This window comes from Alicyclobacillus vulcanalis (assembly GCF_900156755.1).
Lineage (GTDB): Bacteria > Bacillota > Bacilli > Alicyclobacillales > Alicyclobacillaceae > Alicyclobacillus > Alicyclobacillus vulcanalis.
The window spans coordinates 28,674-47,703 of sequence record NZ_FTOO01000015.1; the positions used below are offsets into that span (position 1 = coordinate 28,674).

At 62.8% G+C, this 19,030-nt stretch carries 17 protein-coding genes and 1 riboswitch; of the genes, 4 read left to right on the forward strand and 13 right to left on the reverse strand.

Annotation, left to right across the window (positions count from 1 at the left end):
• Positions 1–47 precede the first annotated feature (47 nt).
• Entirely contained in the window at positions 48–416 is a 369-nt protein-coding gene (gene crcB, locus BW934_RS13755; RefSeq protein WP_084182622.1) for a fluoride efflux transporter CrcB, read from the reverse strand.
• Positions 413–829 (reverse strand): fluoride efflux transporter FluC, encoded by a 417-nt coding sequence (locus tag BW934_RS13760; protein ID WP_076349119.1) that lies wholly within the window; start codon positions 827–829, stop codon positions 413–415. Before BW934_RS13760 ends, crcB begins: the two co-directional genes overlap by 4 nt.
• A 69-nt stretch (positions 830–898) precedes the next feature.
• Positions 899–961: riboswitch (Fluoride riboswitch) on the reverse strand.
• A 724-nt stretch (positions 962–1,685) separates the two neighbouring features.
• Here BW934_RS13760 and BW934_RS13765 point away from each other — a divergent pair.
• Positions 1,686–3,482: a CocE/NonD family hydrolase gene (locus BW934_RS13765; RefSeq protein ID WP_159437328.1), complete on the forward strand. Its 1,797-nt coding sequence runs from the start codon at positions 1,686–1,688 to the stop codon at positions 3,480–3,482.
• A gap of 33 nt (positions 3,483–3,515) precedes the next feature.
• Here the strand turns inward: BW934_RS13765 and BW934_RS13770 are convergent, their stop codons facing one another.
• Together BW934_RS13770 and BW934_RS13775 are read right to left on the reverse strand one after the other, a co-directional pair.
• The gene (locus BW934_RS13770) at positions 3,516–4,301 is read right to left on the reverse strand and encodes a 3-hydroxybutyrate dehydrogenase (protein ID WP_076349123.1); all 786 of its coding nucleotides are present in this window, start codon (positions 4,299–4,301) and stop codon (positions 3,516–3,518) included.
• A 5-nt stretch (positions 4,302–4,306) separates the two neighbouring features.
• Positions 4,307–5,533, reverse strand: a complete 1,227-nt coding sequence (locus BW934_RS13775) for an alpha/beta hydrolase family protein (RefSeq protein ID WP_076349073.1) — start codon at positions 5,531–5,533, stop codon at positions 4,307–4,309.
• A 307-nt stretch (positions 5,534–5,840) separates the two neighbouring features.
• Here BW934_RS13775 and BW934_RS13780 point away from each other — a divergent pair, with 307 nt between their 5' ends.
• Positions 5,841–6,194 (forward strand): DUF5684 domain-containing protein, encoded by a 354-nt coding sequence (locus BW934_RS13780; protein WP_200805765.1) that lies wholly within the window; start codon positions 5,841–5,843, stop codon positions 6,192–6,194.
• Between the two features lie 68 nt (positions 6,195–6,262).
• On the opposite strand, the gene BW934_RS13785 is transcribed toward BW934_RS13780, so the two are convergent.
• Positions 6,263–7,888 carry a putative bifunctional diguanylate cyclase/phosphodiesterase gene (locus BW934_RS13785; protein WP_076349075.1) on the reverse strand — a complete coding sequence of 542 codons (1,626 nt, stop codon included), beginning with the start codon at positions 7,886–7,888 and terminating at the stop codon, positions 6,263–6,265.
• Between the two features lie 154 nt (positions 7,889–8,042).
• Entirely contained in the window at positions 8,043–8,636 is a 594-nt protein-coding gene (locus BW934_RS13790; protein ID WP_076349077.1) for a biotin transporter BioY, read from the reverse strand.
• A 108-nt stretch (positions 8,637–8,744) separates the two neighbouring features.
• On the opposite strand from BW934_RS13790, the gene BW934_RS13795 reads away from it, so the two are divergent.
• Together BW934_RS13795 and BW934_RS13800 are read left to right on the forward strand one after the other, a co-directional pair.
• Entirely contained in the window at positions 8,745–9,692 is a 948-nt protein-coding gene (locus tag BW934_RS13795; RefSeq protein WP_076349079.1) for an ABC transporter ATP-binding protein, read from the forward strand.
• The gene (locus tag BW934_RS13800; protein WP_076349081.1) at positions 9,622–11,334 is read left to right on the forward strand and encodes an ATP-binding cassette domain-containing protein; all 1,713 of its coding nucleotides are present in this window, start codon (positions 9,622–9,624) and stop codon (positions 11,332–11,334) included. The genes BW934_RS13795 and BW934_RS13800 overlap by 71 nt, the downstream gene beginning before the upstream one ends.
• A gap of 59 nt (positions 11,335–11,393) precedes the next feature.
• Here BW934_RS13800 and BW934_RS13805 read toward each other — a convergent pair whose 3' ends face one another.
• The 7 genes from BW934_RS13805 to BW934_RS13835 all read right to left on the reverse strand — a co-directional run bounded on the left by BW934_RS13805 (position 11,394) and on the right by BW934_RS13835 (position 19,011).
• Complete coding sequence (locus BW934_RS13805; protein WP_234969838.1) at positions 11,394–13,028, reverse strand: hypothetical protein; 1,635 nt, start codon at positions 13,026–13,028, stop codon at positions 11,394–11,396.
• Positions 13,029–13,030: 2 nt separating this feature from the next.
• Complete coding sequence (locus BW934_RS13810) at positions 13,031–13,585, reverse strand: hypothetical protein (RefSeq protein ID WP_076349085.1); 555 nt, start codon at positions 13,583–13,585, stop codon at positions 13,031–13,033.
• Between the two features lie 181 nt (positions 13,586–13,766).
• Positions 13,767–15,293 (reverse strand): amidase, encoded by a 1,527-nt coding sequence (locus BW934_RS13815; RefSeq protein ID WP_407639965.1) that lies wholly within the window; start codon positions 15,291–15,293, stop codon positions 13,767–13,769.
• Between the two features lie 108 nt (positions 15,294–15,401).
• A complete protein-coding gene (locus tag BW934_RS13820) occupies positions 15,402–16,202 on the reverse strand; it encodes an anti-sigma factor (protein ID WP_076349087.1) in 801 nt (266 codons plus the stop codon).
• Positions 16,195–16,770 (reverse strand): RNA polymerase sigma factor, encoded by a 576-nt coding sequence (locus BW934_RS13825; protein WP_076349089.1) that lies wholly within the window; start codon positions 16,768–16,770, stop codon positions 16,195–16,197. The genes BW934_RS13820 and BW934_RS13825 overlap by 8 nt, the downstream gene beginning before the upstream one ends.
• A 254-nt stretch (positions 16,771–17,024) precedes the next feature.
• A complete protein-coding gene (ptsP, locus tag BW934_RS13830) occupies positions 17,025–18,731 on the reverse strand; it encodes a phosphoenolpyruvate--protein phosphotransferase (RefSeq protein WP_076349091.1) in 1,707 nt (568 codons plus the stop codon).
• Between the two features lie 10 nt (positions 18,732–18,741).
• A complete protein-coding gene (locus BW934_RS13835) occupies positions 18,742–19,011 on the reverse strand; it encodes an HPr family phosphocarrier protein (protein ID WP_084182625.1) in 270 nt (89 codons plus the stop codon).
• Positions 19,012–19,030 lie beyond the last annotated feature (19 nt).

Consider the following 19,030-nt stretch of genomic DNA (forward strand, 5'->3'; position numbering starts at 1 on the left):
GCCAAACGCCGTAGATACCGGGACGATTCAAAGTTTGCACGCCTCAGTCATCCCACGTGCAATGACATGTCGATCACGGCGGCAATGGCGAGTCCCAAGATGACAGACGACGCCACGTACATGACGGCCAAGACGCGATGCATTTGCCACAGAGCCACGGTTTCCGTGGAAAAGCTCGAAAACGTCGTGAATCCGCCGCAGAAACCCGCGCCAAGAAAGGTGAAAAGATGCGGATCCTCATGTGCAAGGCGTGCTGTGAAGACAGCCAAACACAGTGTGCCCACCATATTGATGATCCACGTGCCCCACGGAAATCGCGTTTTGTTCACCTTGCCAATCCACTGGCCCAGAACGTACCGAAGCACCGCTCCAATGGCCGACCCGCCCGTCGTCAACCAAAGCACGGCGTCGTTCACAGCGAAACCTCCTCTTCGGCTTCCCATTCGTCGTCGGGCGTCGCCCGCACGGGCACTGCCTTCGTTCCCAGCCACGCGCAGAGGGGACCGAGAACGGCGGTCAGTACGAGGTACAGCACACCCTGCCAAGGGGCCAACCGTAGCGCCTCCCACCCGCCGACGGCGAAGGTGGAAAAAGTCGTATATCCGCCCATGACGCCCGGGCCGAGTCCCGCCACCACCCAGTGGGGCAACGCGTGCTTTACAGCGAGCTGCTGTATCATGCCGAGCAGAAAAGCTCCTGTGAGATTGATTAGCAAAATCCCGAGTGGAAATAAGTGAATTTGACCGACGGCCGCGTCGACGAGATCGCGAAGAGCACCGCCGATAGCCCCCCCGACAAGCACGGCGCCAATCCTTTTGAGTTCGTCCAATTCTCCCCCTCCCATCTGCGCAAACATGAATGGCTCCTGCCATGCGCGGGAACCACAAAGACGCGTTCGCGCATCGCAGGAGCCATCAGCCTATCATAGGCGGTTCCGGTGAGCCCCATCACCGTTTGCAGCTACGCACAGATTATCAAATTTCTATTCTGGCATGCAAGCCATCGAATGTGGCATCCTGCCTCTCACCAGGCTCAATGCAAATGCTTCGTAAGGTTTTCGGGATAACCCCGTTGCCTTTTCAATCACCTCTCCTAAACAGCCCCGCGAAAGCCGGTCTGCGCAACCTGTCTCTTGCCTGTTAGGAGCTCCTGTAGCAAGCCCTTTTCAATCCCTTTTTCCTGAAGTTCCCGCTCTAATTCACGCGACAAGTCCTCATGACCAATCCCCCGTTCGCCGCTCCTTCTGTTCATCCGCCAGCACGCGCCCGCTAAAACCGAGGCTAGGCGCCGCGAGATCGTTCTGCTCAACCAAATCCCGTCACATCTCTAGGTCTAACAGGATCCCGTCTGTAATATAACAGCAGCAGGAAATCCTGCACCTGTGTCGTATTACAAAATCGAGAGATTCTCGAATCTTCACAAATTGATTCACTGCATAGAGAAAGGAAGGGAGAAGTACGATGGCGAGGTACCAACAACAAAGGCGCGCCGCCGCGTGCGCCGCGTCCTGCGTTTTTACCGCACTGTTGCTCGGATTTCCAATTCCCACATCTGCAAACACGACACTTCAGGACCAGCCGAGCAGTCACATCCGTACGTCGCGTTCTACTTTGAACGTATTTTCCGCCTGGCGCCCAGAACCCCCCACTTACGGTGTGAATGTCGAAAAAAACGTGGCCATCACCATGTCAGATGGGAATATTCTCTACGCAGACATTTACCGGCCAGCAGACGTGTCGACGGGTCAGCCCGCCGCGGGGCCGTTTCCGGTGCTACTCGCAATGACTCCCTATCGCAAGGATATCACCATTCCCGGCATCGGTTATGATCCTTACTTCGTCAAGCGAGGCTACATCGAAGTTGTGGTCGATGTCAGAGGGACAGGATCCTCGGAGGGATCGTGGCAATTCTTAGGACAAAGAGAAATCCAGGACGGCGTCGAGCTCATTCATTGGTGTGCCAAGCTGCCTGGTTCCACCGGAGCAGTTGGCATGATGGGAGAATCGTATCTCGGAATTAATCAATTGCTCGTCGCGGAAGACGTCGGACCGAATTCTCCACTCAAGTGTATTGTTCCGCTCGTGGCAGCAAACGATCTCTACCGGGACACCGCATTCATGGGAGGCATCCCTGACCTAGAATTCTCGCTGCCTTGGCTGTCGTTGCGCGCCGGCCTGGACGAACTGCCACCTGACAGCCTCTTGCAAAATCCTGGATTGGGTCTCGAAACTGCGCTTCAGCACACTTCAGCGCTCTCAGGCTTCTATCTACCACTTCTCACAAATATTGAGTCTGGCGGGACTGATGCGTACAATGGCCCCTTCTGGCAATCGCGGAGCCCCGACCAAAATCTTGAGGCTATTGTTCAAAACGGAATTCCAGCTCTCCTCGTCGGCGGTTGGTTCGATTTGTTTCAGCGAGGCGAAATCCTGAACTACGTCGGCCTGCAAAACGCTTGGAATCATCTCCCTGCCGAAGCGCCGATGCAGCCAAATGAGACCGTAACCGGCCGCTATCAGCTTATCATGGGCCCATGGTATCACCTGACGATGATGCCTACTGCCCTTGACCCGATCATGCTCGCATGGTACGACCGGTGGCTGAAGAACGAACCCACAGGTATTGACCAAACGAACACGCCTCTTCACGTTTATGCCCTCTCGCAAGGCACGTGGTATGACGCAGCGCGTGTGCCTTTTGACGGCTCAAGCCCAGTCACGTATTACTTGAGCGGCGGCCGAACCGGTACGGCGAATTCGCTCAACGATGGCTGGCTATTGCCCAATCCCCCGACATCTTTGACCGGTGCGGACACGCTCCCATACACTGGCCTGTCCGTGCCCCTCAACCGCGCGACAGTACAGTGGTTCATGGGCGCCACGGAGCTTGTCAATCGCGCCTTCGATCTCCCTCCCTCCCCGGGGACGCAGAACGATACCGCATTCGAATCCACGGGCCTGACGTACACCACGCCAGCGTTTTCGCATGGGGTGTTTCTTGCTGGTCCCATCGACGTGACGCTCTACGCAGAATCAACACGGCCGGACGCCGAATTCGTGGCAACCGTCGAGGACGTCGCGCCAGACGGAAAAGCGTATCCTCTGACCGAAGGTGCTCTACTCGGATCGTTCCGCGCGGTGGATACCCAAAAATCATGGTACGTAAATGGAAAGCTTCTCATGCCCTTCCACCCCTACACTCAAGCAAGCGAAAGCGATCTCACCCCAGGTCACGTTGAGGAATTTGACATCGAGGTCTTTCCGACGTTTGACTACGTGGCGCCTGGTCACAGGATTCGCGTGACCATCACCACAAGCGACGTTCCACACCTCATCCCTACGCTGCCCCAGAGCGCGAACCTCGTCGGCGGCGTTTACCAGATTGAGCGGAACAGCGCCTACGCGTCCTATGTCAATTTGCCCATCGCGCCTGCCGATGCGTTCAGCCCGAGCCCCGTTTCTTGGGGCCCCGGCGGATCGTGATGTCCGGGCTGTCCTTTGAGACAGCCCGAACCTTTACTGTGCCACGTATCCTCCGTCGATCACGACCGCCTGACCCGTGACCGAAGCGGCGAAATCGGACGCCAAGAAGACCGCGTAATGCGCGACCTCTTCCGGCGCCAGCAGCCGCTTCTGCGGCACGAGCGGATAAATCACGTCCTCCAGGACCTGCTCCAAAGGAACGTTGCGGGTGCGGGCGAGATCGGCGAGCTGATTGCGGACGAGCGGCGTGTCGACGTAGCCGGGACAGAGGGCGTTCACCGTCACCCCGCTCTCGGCGGCCTCGAGCGCTGCCACCTTGGTCAGTCCGATGAGACCGTGTTTGGCAGCGTTATACGCCGCTTTACCCGCAAACCCGATGAGGCCATTTACGGAGGCCATATTGAGGATTCGCCCGTAGCCGCGTGCCTTCATCCCGGGTAACGCCCGCTTGATGCTCATGAACGGCCCCGTGAGCATGAGGTCAACCATCTTGCGAAAGACGTCGGCCGGGAACTCCTCGATGGGCGCCACGTATTGCATGCCGGCGTTGTTGACGACGATGTCCACGCGGCCATACTGGGCTTCGGCCTGCGCGAACAGCCGATCGATGTCACCTTCGTCCGAGGCGTCTGCGCCCATGGCGATGACATCGAGCCCGCGCTGAGACAGCAAACGGGCCTGAGCTTCAGCCGCGTCCCCCCGCAGATCGGACAGCACGACGCTCGCCCCTGCTTCGGCCATTGCTTGAGCGACGGCGAGCCCTATCCCGCTCGCCGCACCGGTGACGAGGGCGACGCGCCCTTGTAACGAAATCTGCATGATGATCACACCTCCAAGTTCGTGTCTGCGTAAAGCGAAGCACCTCGAGCGAACTCCTCAACCGTCCGATACAGGCCGGCTCGCGGTGGCTCTTCTCCGCACTCAATCCAGCGCTCAAGGTGCAGAAACGCCGCTTCAAAGTATGGAAACACCGGCTGTGCGTCGCCGCGATCGAGGCGCAACAGGCCATCCACGTGATTGCCGCGATCGATCTCGTAGAGCCGATGCAGGTGAGCTCGGCCGCGAGCGGCGACTTTGGCCGCGTACGCCCGCTGGTGGTGGGCAAAGGGCAATAAACAGTCCCAATTGCCCGCCACCGTGAGCACCGGCACACCGATGGCACCTGTGTTGGCGATGGGGAAAATGCGAGCGGCCCAGTGGGCGGATCGAGCGTCGGCGGGATAAGCCGCGAGCGGCGAAGGATCGCGCAGCCATTCGTTCGACCACGGGAGCGCGAAGGCGGGCCAGTCGGGATCGAGATTGCGCCCGTAGAGCCAGAGCGTGACGAGCCAGTACATCTGGTAGTAGGTGGGCCAGTGGCGCTCGGCACCTGCCGGGAGACCGAGCGCAACGAGATGATGTTGCAGCCGAGCTCGCTCGGCGCCCTCGGCCTGCGCGTAGGCAGCAAATCCGACGATCCACGGCGGGAGCGTTCGCAAAAGGTGCGATCCGTCGGGATCCCAGTGCACGCCTTCCCAGTCGACGGCGCCGTCGAAAAGATGGGGATGGCGTTCGGCGAGAATACGGGCGACGTAGCCGCCATTGGACACGCCAAGCACGTACGTGCGGGCCGGATCTGCGAAGCGCAGCGCGAGCGCGCGCTTCACCACCTCGATGAGATGGACGTAGGCGTCCTCCCACTCCGCCATCGAGCGAGAGCCATCGCGCAAGGTGAGACCGGGGGTGGCCTTGTCGCACGCGGCATAGGCATAGCCGCGCTGCAGAACGATGTCGGAGACGAGATGATCCAGCGCAAATTCACTGCGCACAGCAGGGGTGGCACCAATGACCAGCTTCCCGTTCCAGTCGAGAGGCACCCGGACGATGGCCTTTGCGCGTCCCAGCGCGCCGTGCCATTGATACCCCGGCACCGGGCGCACAATGCGCGGCGGCCGGTAGACGAGCGCCTGGGCGTCCTCGTGCGCACCCTGCCCTTCAGTGGTCAAGTCGGACACGCGTGACAAGCCGCGCGCGACGCGCTGACCATCCTGTTCGGGACGTGTCCCGTCCATCTGCAAGCCTTCCTTTCGATTCGGTCCTGTGCGATCACGGCCACGCAGGGAAGCGCTTTCTGTACGCAGCGTCGCAGACGCAGCCCTGGCACGCAGAGCGTCCCCTGCACGCCGAAGCCCCCGTGGTTGTGTCGCAGGAGCGACAAATCCTCGGTAACTGTTTCGCGCTCCCCCGCAACATTCCTGCAAGGCAGCCCTTCACGCCTCTCGGACCTTCACGCCCGGCTCATTGTCGCCATCATAGCAGCGAGGCCCGCGCATACACTGGTCCTGGACACCACCTGGATGTGAAGGGAGGTGAGCGGACGTGCTCGTCCTGGGGTATCTCATCGACATCGCCTTCTATATCTTGACTTCCATGGCCTTTTATCGCCTCGCCAAGAAGGCGGGACTCGCGAACATCGCGTGGTTCGCCTGGATACCGGTGCTCAATATTGCTCTCCAGTTACGGATGATCGGCAAGAGTGCTTGGTGGCTTCTGATCTTGCTCGTTCCCCTCGTCAACGTGGTCTTCGTCATCATTTGGCAAGTGAAGTTGTGCCGCGCCTTTGGCCACAGCGGGGCCAACGTGTGGTGGATCCTTGTGCCCTTCGTCTACGGAATCATATGGATTGTATGGGGATTCGAAAAAGAAACGCAGTACGTCGGGGTGCGGCGTTAATCTTGCATCCAGGCTCACTCGCTTGTTGGCTGGGTGAGCCTGGTCGAGTTCCACCGCAAGTTGGCGCACTAGCCTGCGTAGCCCTCCAGGCTCGCCGCGACCTCCGCCACGCGCGCCATGGGTACGGGTGCGCTGTAACGAAACCCTTGTAGCCTATCGACACCGATCTCGCGCAAAAACGCCTCCTGCGCTTCTGTTTCGACGCCCTCCGCTGTGACGGCGAGCCCGAGCTCGCGGGCCAGCGCCATGACAGCCCGCAACAGCCGCTCGTAGTACACATTTGTGAACAAGCGCGCCACGTAGCTGCGGTCAATTTTGATGCGGCTGACCTGGAACCGGCGCAGGTACGCCAACGAGGCATAGCCCGTGCCGAAGTCGTCGAGGGCAATCCGAAACCCCTTCGCACACAAATCCCGCACCAGCGGCTCCGCCCCCTCCTCCATGAGCGACTGCTCGGTAAGTTCCACCTCCACCAGCCCGGGGCTCAAACGGTGGGCCGCGACGGCCGCCGACAGATCCTCGGCGAGATCGGCGTACAACTGGCAGTCCTGAGCGGAGACGTTCACCGAGAGGCTGACGTGAAGGCCGAGCGCATGCCATGCGGCGAGGTCGCGCACGGCCTCCGTCAAGATGTGGCGCGTCAGAATGGGCATGAGGCGCGCTTCTTCGGCCAGGGGAAGAAACTCACCCGGCGATACGTCGCCGTACTCGGGATGGCGCCAACGCGCAAGAGCCTCAAGGGTGGTCACCCGGCCCGATTCGGCCTCCACGATGGGTTGGTACGCGACGTAAATCTCCTTGCGGCTGATGGCGCGAGCCAACTCATTCCGCAGGCGATCCGGCCTCGACATCCCGCTCGCCACAGACTCGCGGTAAAAGCAGACCTGGTGGCGTCCGCGCCGCTTCGCGCGCTTGGCCGCGAGCTCCGCCTTTCGCAATAGCACGTCCGGCGATGTCCCATCCTCGGGAAAAAAGACGATGCCGACACAGGCGCCAAGCTCAAAGCGACCGGACAAGGCGTCCAGTTCGCGACACGAAGCCATGAGCCTGTTGGCAAGGTTTAAGACTTCGAGCTCCTGGCCTGGATGCGGCACAAGAAGCGCGAATTCGTCGCTGCCGACGCGCGCCAGCACGTCGTCATCCCGCTTCTGCCCTTCCCAAGCGCCGGCAACGCCGCGCAGGACTTCATCGCCGGCGCGATATCCAAGCGCGTCGTTCAGCGCCTCGAACCGGTCGAGATCGAGGTAAAAGAGCGCGAGCCTGTCTCCATCTCGCATCGCGGTGCGGATGGCGTACTCGAAATAATCCATAAAGTACGCTCGATTCAACGCGCCCGTCAACGCGTCTCGGCTTGACTCCTGGACGATCCGCCGGCGCAGTTCGCGCTTTTGGCGCAGATCGATAAACAATTCCCGATACGCGAAACCAGAGAAGGCGAGCACGAGCGCGGTGCCAACCCCGGCGATCCACAGCGTCATTTGCAGCGGCCGCGCGGCCAGCGTGCGAAGGAACGGGAGCCCTTTGGTCCTGAGCAGCTCCTCCCAATGCGCGAGGGCACTCACACCTCCCGCCGCGTCCCAGACAATGGCGGCCACCATCGCGAGCACAATCAGTTGCATGCTGATGACATAGGCCAAAAGCCTGTATTCCGTCGCCAGCGGCTTCAGCAGGACCCACTTCAGCCACGCCCGCATGCTTTCGCCTCCCGTGCGAAGCGCACGTCTTCCTTTCGAGCTATTTCGTCTTGCTAAGGGCAAATTCCTGCCCCGCCCATTCAAGAAACGAGGCCCACGCCTCGCGATGAGGCGCAGGCCTTTCCATGCCGCGACGTGGACATCGAGCGAGCGTTCACGGCTCCAGGGCGTTGGCGCGAGCGTCCGCACGCGTGCCGCCAACGATGCGCTCCGTCGGATACACCCTCCGCACGCGCGCGACAATCACCGCGGCCAGCAGGCTCTTCACAAAGTCGCCGGGCAAAAACGGCCAGACGCCCCCGGCCAGGGCAGAACCCCACGGATGGAGCGACGGAACCACGTGGCGCAGCCACAAGACGCCCGGAATGTAGCAGACGAGATCGCCCAGGACAAACAGGATGACGATGAGCTTGGCGATCTCGCCGCGCGAACCGGGGCGCACGCGCGCGATGGCAAGCCCGGCGAAGAGGGCGCAAAACGGCCAGCCCCAGATGTAGCCGGCCGTGGGACCGAGCATCAGGCTGACACCCGCGTGGCCGCCGATGAGCGGCAATCCGACGAGATCCAGTAGAATGAGGAGGACAAACGTGAGGGCACCGTACCAGGGACCGAGGAGCCCTGCGCAAACCTGCACCACGAGCGTCTCAAGGGTGATGGGCACGGAGCCCACCGGGATTTGAACCAGGCTCAGGACGGCGAAGATGGCGATGAAGAGCGCACAAAAAATGAGACCTCGCACTTTGGCCATGAAATGTGACCCCTTCCTTCTGCGGATATGATATTGTTAACCTAGTATGAGATTATAGTTGACAATATGGCAAGAGGACAACCATCGAATCGGAATGGAGGGCATCGTATGGCCAACGCGCCACACCGGGGCGGCGACAAGCGCGAAGATGGATTGGCCCTCGACGGGACCGCGCTGGTTTGGCGACACCTGTCCGTCGCCCCCGCGGGTGTCCCCCAACCCGTCTTGACCGATGCGTCGGGCGAAATTCCACGAGGGCAGATGGTCGCGGTGGTAGGGCCGAATGGCGCCGGGAAGACGACCTTTCTCCGCGCGCTCGTCGGGCTCGCCTCCTTTCGAGGCGAACTCTGGGTGCACGGCGAGCCCTGGCATCGCGCGAGATGGCGGATTCAAATGGGCTTTCAGCCGCCCGCGGCGACGTTTGTGGGACAGACCGTCGAAGAGGAGATGGCCATCGCCGTGGCCACACGAGCCGCGCGGACCGGCGAGCCTCCGCCGGATCGACCGAAACTGGATGGCGAATTGAGGCGTTGGATGCAAACGGTGGGGCTTCACGTGCCCGTCAACCGCCCTGTCGACGCCCTTTCGGGAGGCGAGATGGCGAAATTGGCGGTGGCTGGCGCGCTCGCGTCCGGCGCCGACATCCTCCTCTTGGATGAGACGCAAGCCGAGCTGGATCCCGGCGCGCGCGCCGATATGCGTGCCGTGTTTCAAGGCCTCGCGCGGAGCGGTCGGACCATCCTGCTCGTGACGCACGATATGGACGACGTCCTCGCGGCGGACGCCGTGATGGTGATCCGCGAAGGCACCATCGGCAAGCCCATGCCGCCCCGCGACTTTTTCTATGGCTGGGGAGAGCGCGTGCCGTGTGACGATCTCGGCTTCCAGGCGCCGTACCTCGTGCAGGTGGCGCGCGACATCCGCGCGGCGACGGGCGCGGATTTTGCCCCGCTCTCAGAACGAGAATTTGTGGAGGGATGGCGCGATGCGGTTGCAGGTGCGATCCGTCGCGGTGGCGCGCGGCGGAACTCAAGTGCTGTCGAACATCTCGTTTGACGCCGCGGGCGGCGAGTGGATTGTGCTCGTGGGGCCAAACGGCGCGGGGAAGTCCTCGTTGCTCGACGTCCTCGCCGGGATCGCCTCGCCTACAGAGGGAGAGATGGTCGATTCGCACCCCGGCCGCGAAGGCGGCCTGCGGCGCACCTACGTGCCGCAGTCACCGGAGCGCCTGCTCTATGCGGCGCCTGCCGCCGAGGAGTTCGCGGCAAGCCTGCGCCTTTCGGCGCGCGAAGTGCGCGCCAACTGGGACACGGCGGTGGCGCCTCGGCTGCACGCACTCGGGCTTGGCCACCTGTCGCCGGACGATCTCCCGGCAAGGCTCTCAACAGGCATGCAGCGCAAGTTTGTGTACGCCATGGCCCTCGCGCAACCTGGCGATGTCCTCATCTGCGACGAGCCGACGAGCGGCTTGGACGCCTCATCTCGAGCGCAGCTCCTCGACGAGATTGCGCAGTTCGTCGCGGAGGGCGGCCTCGCCATCACGGCGCTGCACGATCTCGACGAGGCGCTCTTGCGCGCCACGCGCGTGCTTGCCATCGCGCGCGGCCGCCTGGTGTTCGATGGGACCCCCCAGGCATTTGCACAGGGCGCAGCCGACCTGGCGCAGATGGGGGTGCCCGTTCCGCCTTCTGTCCGGCTCGCGCTCACCCTCGCACAAGCAGGTTTTCCAGAGCCGGCCCCGTTGTCACCGAAGGCCTTTGCCGAGCGGCTGATGCACGCGGAGCAGGGTTCGACGAGCGCGACGAAGCAGGCGGCGACGCGCGAACCGGGCGAAGCCCGTGCGTCGACCGCGGACGCGGATCGACGAGCCTCTGGGGCACAGGAACCGCAGAGGGTTGCGCAAGGCCAGAGCGATGCGCAAGGCGACGAAACACAGGGCTCATCGCCCGCGTTTGCGCCTTCGTCCGAGCTTCATCCCGCGTTGCGCTTCATCGCCATCACCGCGCTCACCATCGCCATCGCGCTCGTGCACCGTCCGTTGGGCGATCTCGCCGCTTTGCTGGTCACCGCGGCGCTTGTCTTCAGCTTGCGAGCGCCCATTCGCACCACGCTTCGCCTGACGTGGACGTGGGCGAGCTTCGCGGTCATTGCGTGCGCCGTGAGCGGGCTACAACTGGGACCGCCGTTTCACGCCCGGTTCGCGTTTCACCCAATGACCGCCGAACACACCCTGCTCGAAGTCGTCCCGTACTGGTGCTACCTGCAGATGGGCCAGCTCGCGCTCGCCCGCTTCTCGTCGCTCCAGTTTGCTGCCCTTGTCGACACCGCCCTTGCGCGCGTCGTGCCGCGCCGACAAAGGCTTGTTGCCAGCTGGTTCGCCGCGCTCGTCACGCGTTTCATTCCGGCGGTCGACGTCATCTACCGCGAGCAGTGGTACGCCTACCGGGTCCGCCTGCAGAACGCCGGGCGCAAGGTGGGCGGCTGGCGCACCGTCATGGACGTGGCCAACGTGCTGGCGCCGTTTGTCATCCGCATGCTCCGTTTCGGCGAGACAACGGCGGACGCCATGGAAGCCCGCAGGCTGTTTGAGGTTCCCCCGCCCGCGGCACTCCTTCCCGCATGGCGGGTGAAACCGCGCGACGTGGCGCTCTTGGCGTTGGCCGTGGTCGGTATCGCACTCCTCCTCTGGACGCGCTGAAGCCCGGCGGGTTGGCACCCCGCCGGGCTTCACGGTTACTCAAAGGGAGACAACGCCATTCACATGGAGGTCATGATGTTCAGCGTCGATCCGCCCCACGTGTACTTCAGGCCGAGATCGTTCAGGATCTTCGCCACGTCCGACATCGCCATGAACGTGGTGGGCTTGTGCGAATACGGATCCACGAGGACGGTGCCGTTCGCCATGCCGACCACGTGCCCGTTGATGTCAAGCGAGATGTACCCACCGCTGAACTTCGAGTTCCAGTTGTACGATCCGCTCGTCTGAATCATCCACTCGTGCCCGTTCCAGCTGTTGTGGATGTTGAGCTTGTCGAGCACCTGCATCACGTACCAGATGGGCACATACTGCTCGCTCTGGTTCGTCGCCGAATTGATGCCCCAGACGCCGAGCGGCATCTTCCACGCCTGGCCGTTCACCTCGAGCGAGATGCCGGTCCAGGTCCACGTGTCGCTCGAGCTGACGAACTTCGTCGGATACTGATCCACGATGGAGGTCGCGAGGCCCGCGCCGGCCATGAACATGTGGTTGTAGGACATGACGAACTCGTTCGCCGAATCCGTGTAGTCCTGCTTCACGTAGTCGTTAAACGTCGCGAGCAGTTCTTCGATATGCGTCTCCAGCCCGTTTTCTTGCTGCTGCACGTTCACGTACGGGTCCTCGCTGTTGAGGAACTCGGAGAAGCCCACTTTGTACTGCTCAAGGGCTTGCAAAGCCGCCTGTTGGCCGCTGGAGTCGTTTTTCGCCGTCGCGACCACGTAGTTCACGAAATCTTGGATGTGCCCCGCCCAGAACTTCTCGAATTCCGATCCCGCCTGTTGACCGTACACCGAAGCGTAGGTGTTCGAGAGATCGGTCGTGTTCTGATTCAGGACGCCCGCAAGCGCTTGGAAGTCTCCTGCGCCGCTGTACCCAGCCTCCATCGCCAGGTTGGCGAGATCGGCGTGAAGGGCGAGCAGCTGATCCAGCGCCACCACGAGGTTGGCGGCCGGCGTGTTCGGCGAGGCCATGCCAAACTTCTGCGGGAACTGCTTTACAATCGCTCCGGCAAGCGCATCTCCCACCATGAACATGTGGTTGTAGGCTTTCACGAGCTCTTGCGCCATGTCGGTGTAGTCCTTGTTCACGTAGTCGGTGAACGCCGTCAAGAGCTCCTGAACGTGCTCCTGAAGGCCTGCCTGGACGGTTGCCTCATTCAGATACGGGTTCGCAGAAGCCAAAAACTGCGCAAAACTCTTCTCATACGCTTGCAGCGCGTTCAGTGCGGCCTGCTGGCCGTTGGGATCGTCCTTCACCGTGGCCACGACGTAGTTGACGAAGTCCTGGATGTGGCTCTGCCACAGCGACTTAAACTGAGCGCCCGCCGAAGCCCCGTAGACCGAGGCGATCGCGTTCGAGAGGGCGTCCGTGTTCTGATTCAACACATTCACCCAAGCGGAGTAGTCCGGCGCGTTGTCGTATCCGGCCTCCATGGCCTCGATGGCGAGCACGGCGTGCTGGCCGAGCAGGTTGTCGAGGGAGACGCGCAGATTGATGGCCGCATTGGACGTCGCAGGCGTCGGTTTCACCGGCCACATATTCGACGTGGTGCCTGCCATCGCGACGCTGGAGGTGCCTCCGAGCGCAATCATGCATGCTGCAGAGGCCCCGAGCCACTTGGTCTTGTTTTTCATCTTCACTTCGACATCCCTCCATGGGTTCTGTTGAATCTTTCACTCGTTCCTACGGATGAAAGAGAGGATTGGATCACTTCATCCCTCGAATTTTTTCTTAGAAGCGCTATCATCAATCCGACTTGAATCCAGAAGAGCACAAAATCGACGGGGATCCCCTCATCGAACGGGTCGGACGAATCAATGAAGTAGCTGCCTCCCTGAAAGAAAAAGAAGTTCATGACCATGAAGCTCGCCACCGCGAGCACCGCAGCACCGAGCACCCGCTCCACGCGAGCCAGCGGGCGAATCCACGCCAACACGCCGAGCGCAAGAAGAATCGCGCCGCTCGCGCACTCGCCGACTAACACCAGCCAGGCGAAGAGCTGAGCGTGGGGAACAAAGACGTGTGACAACAGGTGAGCGTAAAAGCCGTAGGGAAGCCCTCGCTCCGCCGCCTGCAGCTGTTCGCCCAAATTTTGCACAAAATCGTGAGACAGCGCCTTGTCCAACCCCGAAACGAGCCACTCATACCCAATCACCAGGAAGAGAAACGCCTGAAATCGGTTTGGTCGCACGCTTTCACCTCCCCGCTCCATTCGCACAGACATACGAGCCCGGGCTGCGTCCGGATCACCGCTCGCTGCACATCCGACGATCCCATGAAAAAAGGCGCCCCTGTTTCAGAGGCGCCATGCCGATGCTCTTACATTGCGAAGCGGTGGGTGGCCATCCGGAACGCGAGATGCTATGCGCCCATCACGAAGAGCTTTCGCCGGCGCGGGCTTGCGCGCGAAACAGCGGGTTGTCCCGAACGTCGATCCACAGCGGCGTCTGTTCAAACCAAGCCGCCAGCTGCAGGAGGAGATCTTCGCGGCCGCGCGCGGCCATGACCTGGACGCCGAGAGGCACGCCGTCCGTCGACCTGAACACGGGTAGAGACATCGCTGGCTGGCCCGTCAGATTGGCGAGCTGCGTGAAAGGCGTCCGCATCAGGCTCGTCTCGATGAGCTGATCGACCAAGCCCGCCCGCCGCAGCAGCCTGCCGATGCCCAAGCGATGCGACCACCTCGCGAGTGCAGCCTCGCCCGGTTTCAGGGCGAGTTCGCCTATCCGAGCCGGCGGCATCGCCGTCGTCGGCGTGATGTAGACGTCGTACGTTTCGTGAAACGCTTCCATTTGAGCTGCAGCCAAATCCCATTCGCGAAGGCTCGCCACCATGTCCGCAGCCGATACAGACCTCCCGAGCGCAGCTAAGAGCCACGTCACCGGCTCCACGTCACTCGGCACCGGTTTTCGGCCGAGGACGGCCTGCAGCTCCTTCATGGCCGCGCCCATCTCGCCGAAATACATCAACATGTAGCTCTCCGCCAGCCGGCGCCCATCGACCGGCGCCGGCCGCTCCTCGACCTCATGCCCCTCAGACTCGAGAAGCCGCACGGCGCGGACGACAGCCTCGGCGCACGCCGAATCCACGGGCGTGCCAAGCGGCGATTCCGTAGAAAACGCAACGCGCAATCGTTTCTGCAGCGGGCGTGCGATCACGTCCACGTAGCGCTCAGGCGATGGCGCTACCGAAAACGCGGCCGCCTTCTCCTCCATCATCAAGCAGTCCAAGGCTGCCGCGCTGTCGCGCACACTCCGCGTGAGCACATGATTCACCGACGCGCCGAGCCAGTGCCTGCCCAGCTTCGGCCCGATGGGCGTGCGCCCGCGCGTCGGTTTCAGGCCAAAAAGCCCGCAGTAAGCCGCCGGAATGCGAATGGATCCGCCGCCGTCACTCGCGCCCGCGATGGGCGTCATCCCGGCGGCCACAGCGGCCGCCGAGCCTCCACTCGATCCACCGGGTGTGAGCTCGAGATTCCACGGATTGCGCGTGGGACCGTACGCAGCCGGCTCCGTGATGGCCATCAGTGCGAACTCCGGCACATTCGTCATTCCGAGAAAGATGGCGCCGGCGCGTCGCAACTGCCGCACAACGTGCGCATCCTGTTTCGCGATGTAGGAGCGATAGGCCTTCGATCCCAACGTCATGGGCTCGCCCGCGATGTCCTGATGCACATCTTTGGCGAGCACGGGCACTCCGGCGAGGGGCCCGTCCAAATCGACATGCTCCGCCTCGGCGAGCGCCTTTTCGTACCGCTTGTGGATGACCGCGTTCAGCGCGGGATTCAGCGCCTCGATGCGCTCGATGGCCGCCTCGACAAGCTCCCGCGGCTTCACCTGCTTCGTGCGAACCCACATCGCAAGTTCTGTCGCGTCGCAGTCCAACCATTCGTCCAGCACCGGCATCGCCCCTCTTCGTCGACGTGCGTCGAGGGGATGCCTTCGCTGCACCTGGCCGCAATTCCTGCTGCCGCGGCCCGCGTGTTCAGGGCGCATCCGGTCTAGGGCTCACGTCGAGAGCTGCGCCTTAAACACCATGGTGCCGAGCGGGCGCACGTCGATGGCCTTCGGCTCGAGGGTGACCGCGACGATGTTCACCGGCTCATTCGGCATCAGCGAGGCAAACACGGCGTTCCCCTGCGCATCCGGAACAAACACCCCCGCCGATTGCGGCGGCTGTCCATTGCGAATGACCCAAACCTGATACACCTGCGAGCCAACCGGCCGCTTGAGCCCGTGGAAGCGAATCAACATCTCCTGGCCCTGCGGTGACGAGATGACCCACATCTTGGCGCTTCCCATGCCGGCCGTCGGCGCGAGCTGGACCTGGGTTTTGACTTCACCGATGGTCTCGGACGGCGTCACTCGGTGCAGCGACCAGCCGAGCCCGGCCGCTACCAGGACGAGCGCAGCCCACGGCGCGACCCACCACGTTCGCATGCGGCGCCGCTCGCGGCGCGCAGACCAAGCCTCAACACGCGGCTCTTGCGACGGTGTGGCGCTCGGCGCCTCCGTCAAAGTCTCTCCGGCGTCCTCGTGACGCACGGGCACACCCATCGGAGCCGTTGGAGCCGCCGTCTCCGTTCGTTCCTCCGCAAAGGCCGCCGCCAGGACTCGTTGGCGCAGTTCCTGGGGAGGCTCCAATTCCTCAAAGTCGTACAGCAAAGCGTCGGCAATGGGCGTCATCTGGGCCAGTTCGGCCTGGCAGTCCGCGCATGTGGCCAAATGCTCTTCGAACGCAAGCCGTTCGGCATCGTCCAGGCCGCCAAGGGCGTACAGCGCGCACAGTTCGCACATCTTGTCAGCCACGGCCCTCCACCTCCCATCCGACGCGCTGCAGTTCATCGCGCAACTTCTGCATCGCAAGCCGTGCGCGACTCTTCACCGTCCCGAGGGACCAGCCGAAATGCTCCGCGATCTCGTTTTGCGTATAACCTTGAAAGTACATCCATTCCACAACCTGGCGTTGTTCCTCGGGAAGCTTCCCGAGCGCCTGGCGCAGGCGAGATCGCAGATCGCTCTGCTCAGCCAAGCGATCCGGCGTGGGGGCGTGATCCGGCAGCACGGGAAACCATTCTTCACCCGACTCATGCTGTTGACGCCGCTCGCGGCGGTGGAGGTCGATCGCGGATCGGCGCGCGATGGTCAACAGCCAAGTGGAGACCTTGCCGAGCGTGGGATTATAGGCATGCGCCTGGCGCCATACCTTGACGAACACGTCCTGCACGATCTCTTCGGCGTGCGAGGCGTTTCCCGTCACGCGGTAGGCGAATCCGTACACGAGGCGCGCAAACCGATCGTAGAGCGCCTCGAGCGCGTCCCGCTGCCCGCGCGCAATGGCGGCAAGCAACATGTCGTCGGACAGCTCACCGTTCATGTCCACTCTCCTCAAACGGACGATGGAGTTGGTTGTGCTGTCACGTATGATAGTGGATGCCGCCGAGCGGGACAAGCTGAAGGCCATGGCGCAGTGCTCCTCGCAGAATGACGTTCTGTTTCATGAAGTCATACGCAGAGAAGCGAGAATGAGATCAGCCGCATGGGGAGACGCGAGGTGGAGGTGGTGCAGGAGGGGGAGAAGCCCCCTCCTGTGTCCGCGTGGAGAGACGAGGAGAACGCACAACAGGAGACTCAAATTTCGACGAGCTTCAAGACGTCGGCCTCCGTGTCCGCTTCGAGCGCCCGCCTCGCGAGCGACTTGGCGTCTTCGTAGCGCGTCTTGCGCACGACATCGCGCACCCTGAGGATGGAGCCGGCGCTCATGCTGAACTCATCGAGCCCGAGGCCGAGGAGGATGGCCGTCGCGCGCGGATCGCCCGCTAATTCGCCGCACATCCCCACCCACTTGCCGTGCGCATGCGCCCCGTCGATCACCATCTTCACCAGGCGCAGCACGCTCGGGTTGAGCGGCTGATAGAGGTGACGAATGCGCTCGTTCAGCCGATCGCACGCCAGTGTGTACTGGACGAGATCGTTCGTGCCAATCGAGAAAAAGTCGACCTCCTGGGCCAGGCGGTCTGCGATCACGGCAGCGGCGGGAACTTCGATCATGATGCCGACTTCGATCCCCTCGTCGAAGGGCGTGCCCTCGCGGCGCAGCGCCTGTTTGGCCTCTTCCAAGGCCCGCTTCGCGGCCCGCACCTCTTCCACGGTGGCAATCATCGGGAACATCACGCGCAGCTTGCCGTAGTGCGACGCGCGCAGGATGGCGCGAAGTTGAGCGGCGAACAGCTCCCGCTGATCCAGGCAAACCCGGATGGCCCGATACCCGAGAAACGGATTCTCCTCGTGCGGCAAGCCGAGGTAGGGAATGCCCTTGTCGCCGCCGACGTCGAGCGTGCGGACAATCACCGGGCGCCCGTCCATCGCCTCCGCCACCTGCCGGTAAGCCTCAAACTGCTCCTCCTCGCTCGGAGCTTCGCCGCGATTCATATAAAGGAACTCGGACCGGAAGAGCCCGATGCCCTCGCCCCCTTGCGCCAACACCTGCGCCGCTTCGCCAGGCATGCCGATATTCCCGGCGATCTCGACCTTGCGCCCGTCTGGCGTGACGGATTCCGCTGTGCGGAGCGCCTCGAGGCGCGTGCGCTCCTCTCGCTGGCGCAGCGCGTCCGCCCGAAACCGCGCGAGTTCGGCCTCATCCGGCGCCACCTGCACGACGCCTTCGCTGCCGTCGACCGCGAGAACCTGTCCAGCCTCCACGCGCGCGGTGATGTCGCCGAGGCCCACCACCGCAGGGATCCCGAGCGATCTCGCCATGATGGCGGTGTGCGACGTTCGCCCGCCCACATCCGTCACGAACGCGAGCACGCGCGTCGGATCGAGTTGCACGGTGTCGGACGGGGCGAGATCGTGCGCGACGAGCACGACGGGCTCTGCGACGTCCGCCACCGACGCCCCTGCCCCGCCCTGGAGCTGGCGAATCAAGCGGCCGCCGACGTCGCGGATGTCGGCCGCGCGCTGGCGCATGTATTCGTCGTCGAGCGCGTCAAACAGCCCCGCCATGGCGTCGATCACGCACTTGACGGCCCACTCGGCGTTGACGCGCTCGGCCGAAAGCAGCTGGCGAATTTGATCTGCGAGTTCGGGGTCCTCGAGCATCTGGGCGTGGGCGACAAACAGCTGAGCCTCGGCTTCGCCGAGCTTTTCGAGCGTCGCCTGCCGGAGGGCTTCAAGCTCGGCCTTCGCGGTGGCGATGGCTTGTTCGACGCGCGCCCACTCCCGCTCGGGATCTCGCCCCTCTTCTCGTGTCACTGAAGGCGCGCTTGAGCCGAGCACCCACGCCTTGCCCACCGCTTTTCCGTCCGACGCGGCGACGCCGCGGTACACGGTGCCCATCTTCGTCACCTCACTCGCCGAAGCCCGATGCGACGAGATCGCACAAGGCGTTCACGGCCTGTTCCGCGTCGTCGCCCGTGGCCTCAATCTTGATGACGGTGCCCTGCCCGATGGCGAGGGACAACAGCCCGAGGATGCTCTTGGCGTTGATCCGCTTGCCCTTGGCCTCGAGGACGATGTCGGAGCGATACTTGTTGGCCTCCGCCACAAACAGCGAAGCTGGACGGGCGTGAAGGCCCGAAGGGTTGTTCAGCTGAATTTCCCGCTGTGCCACAGTCATGTCGGATTCCTCCCACTCC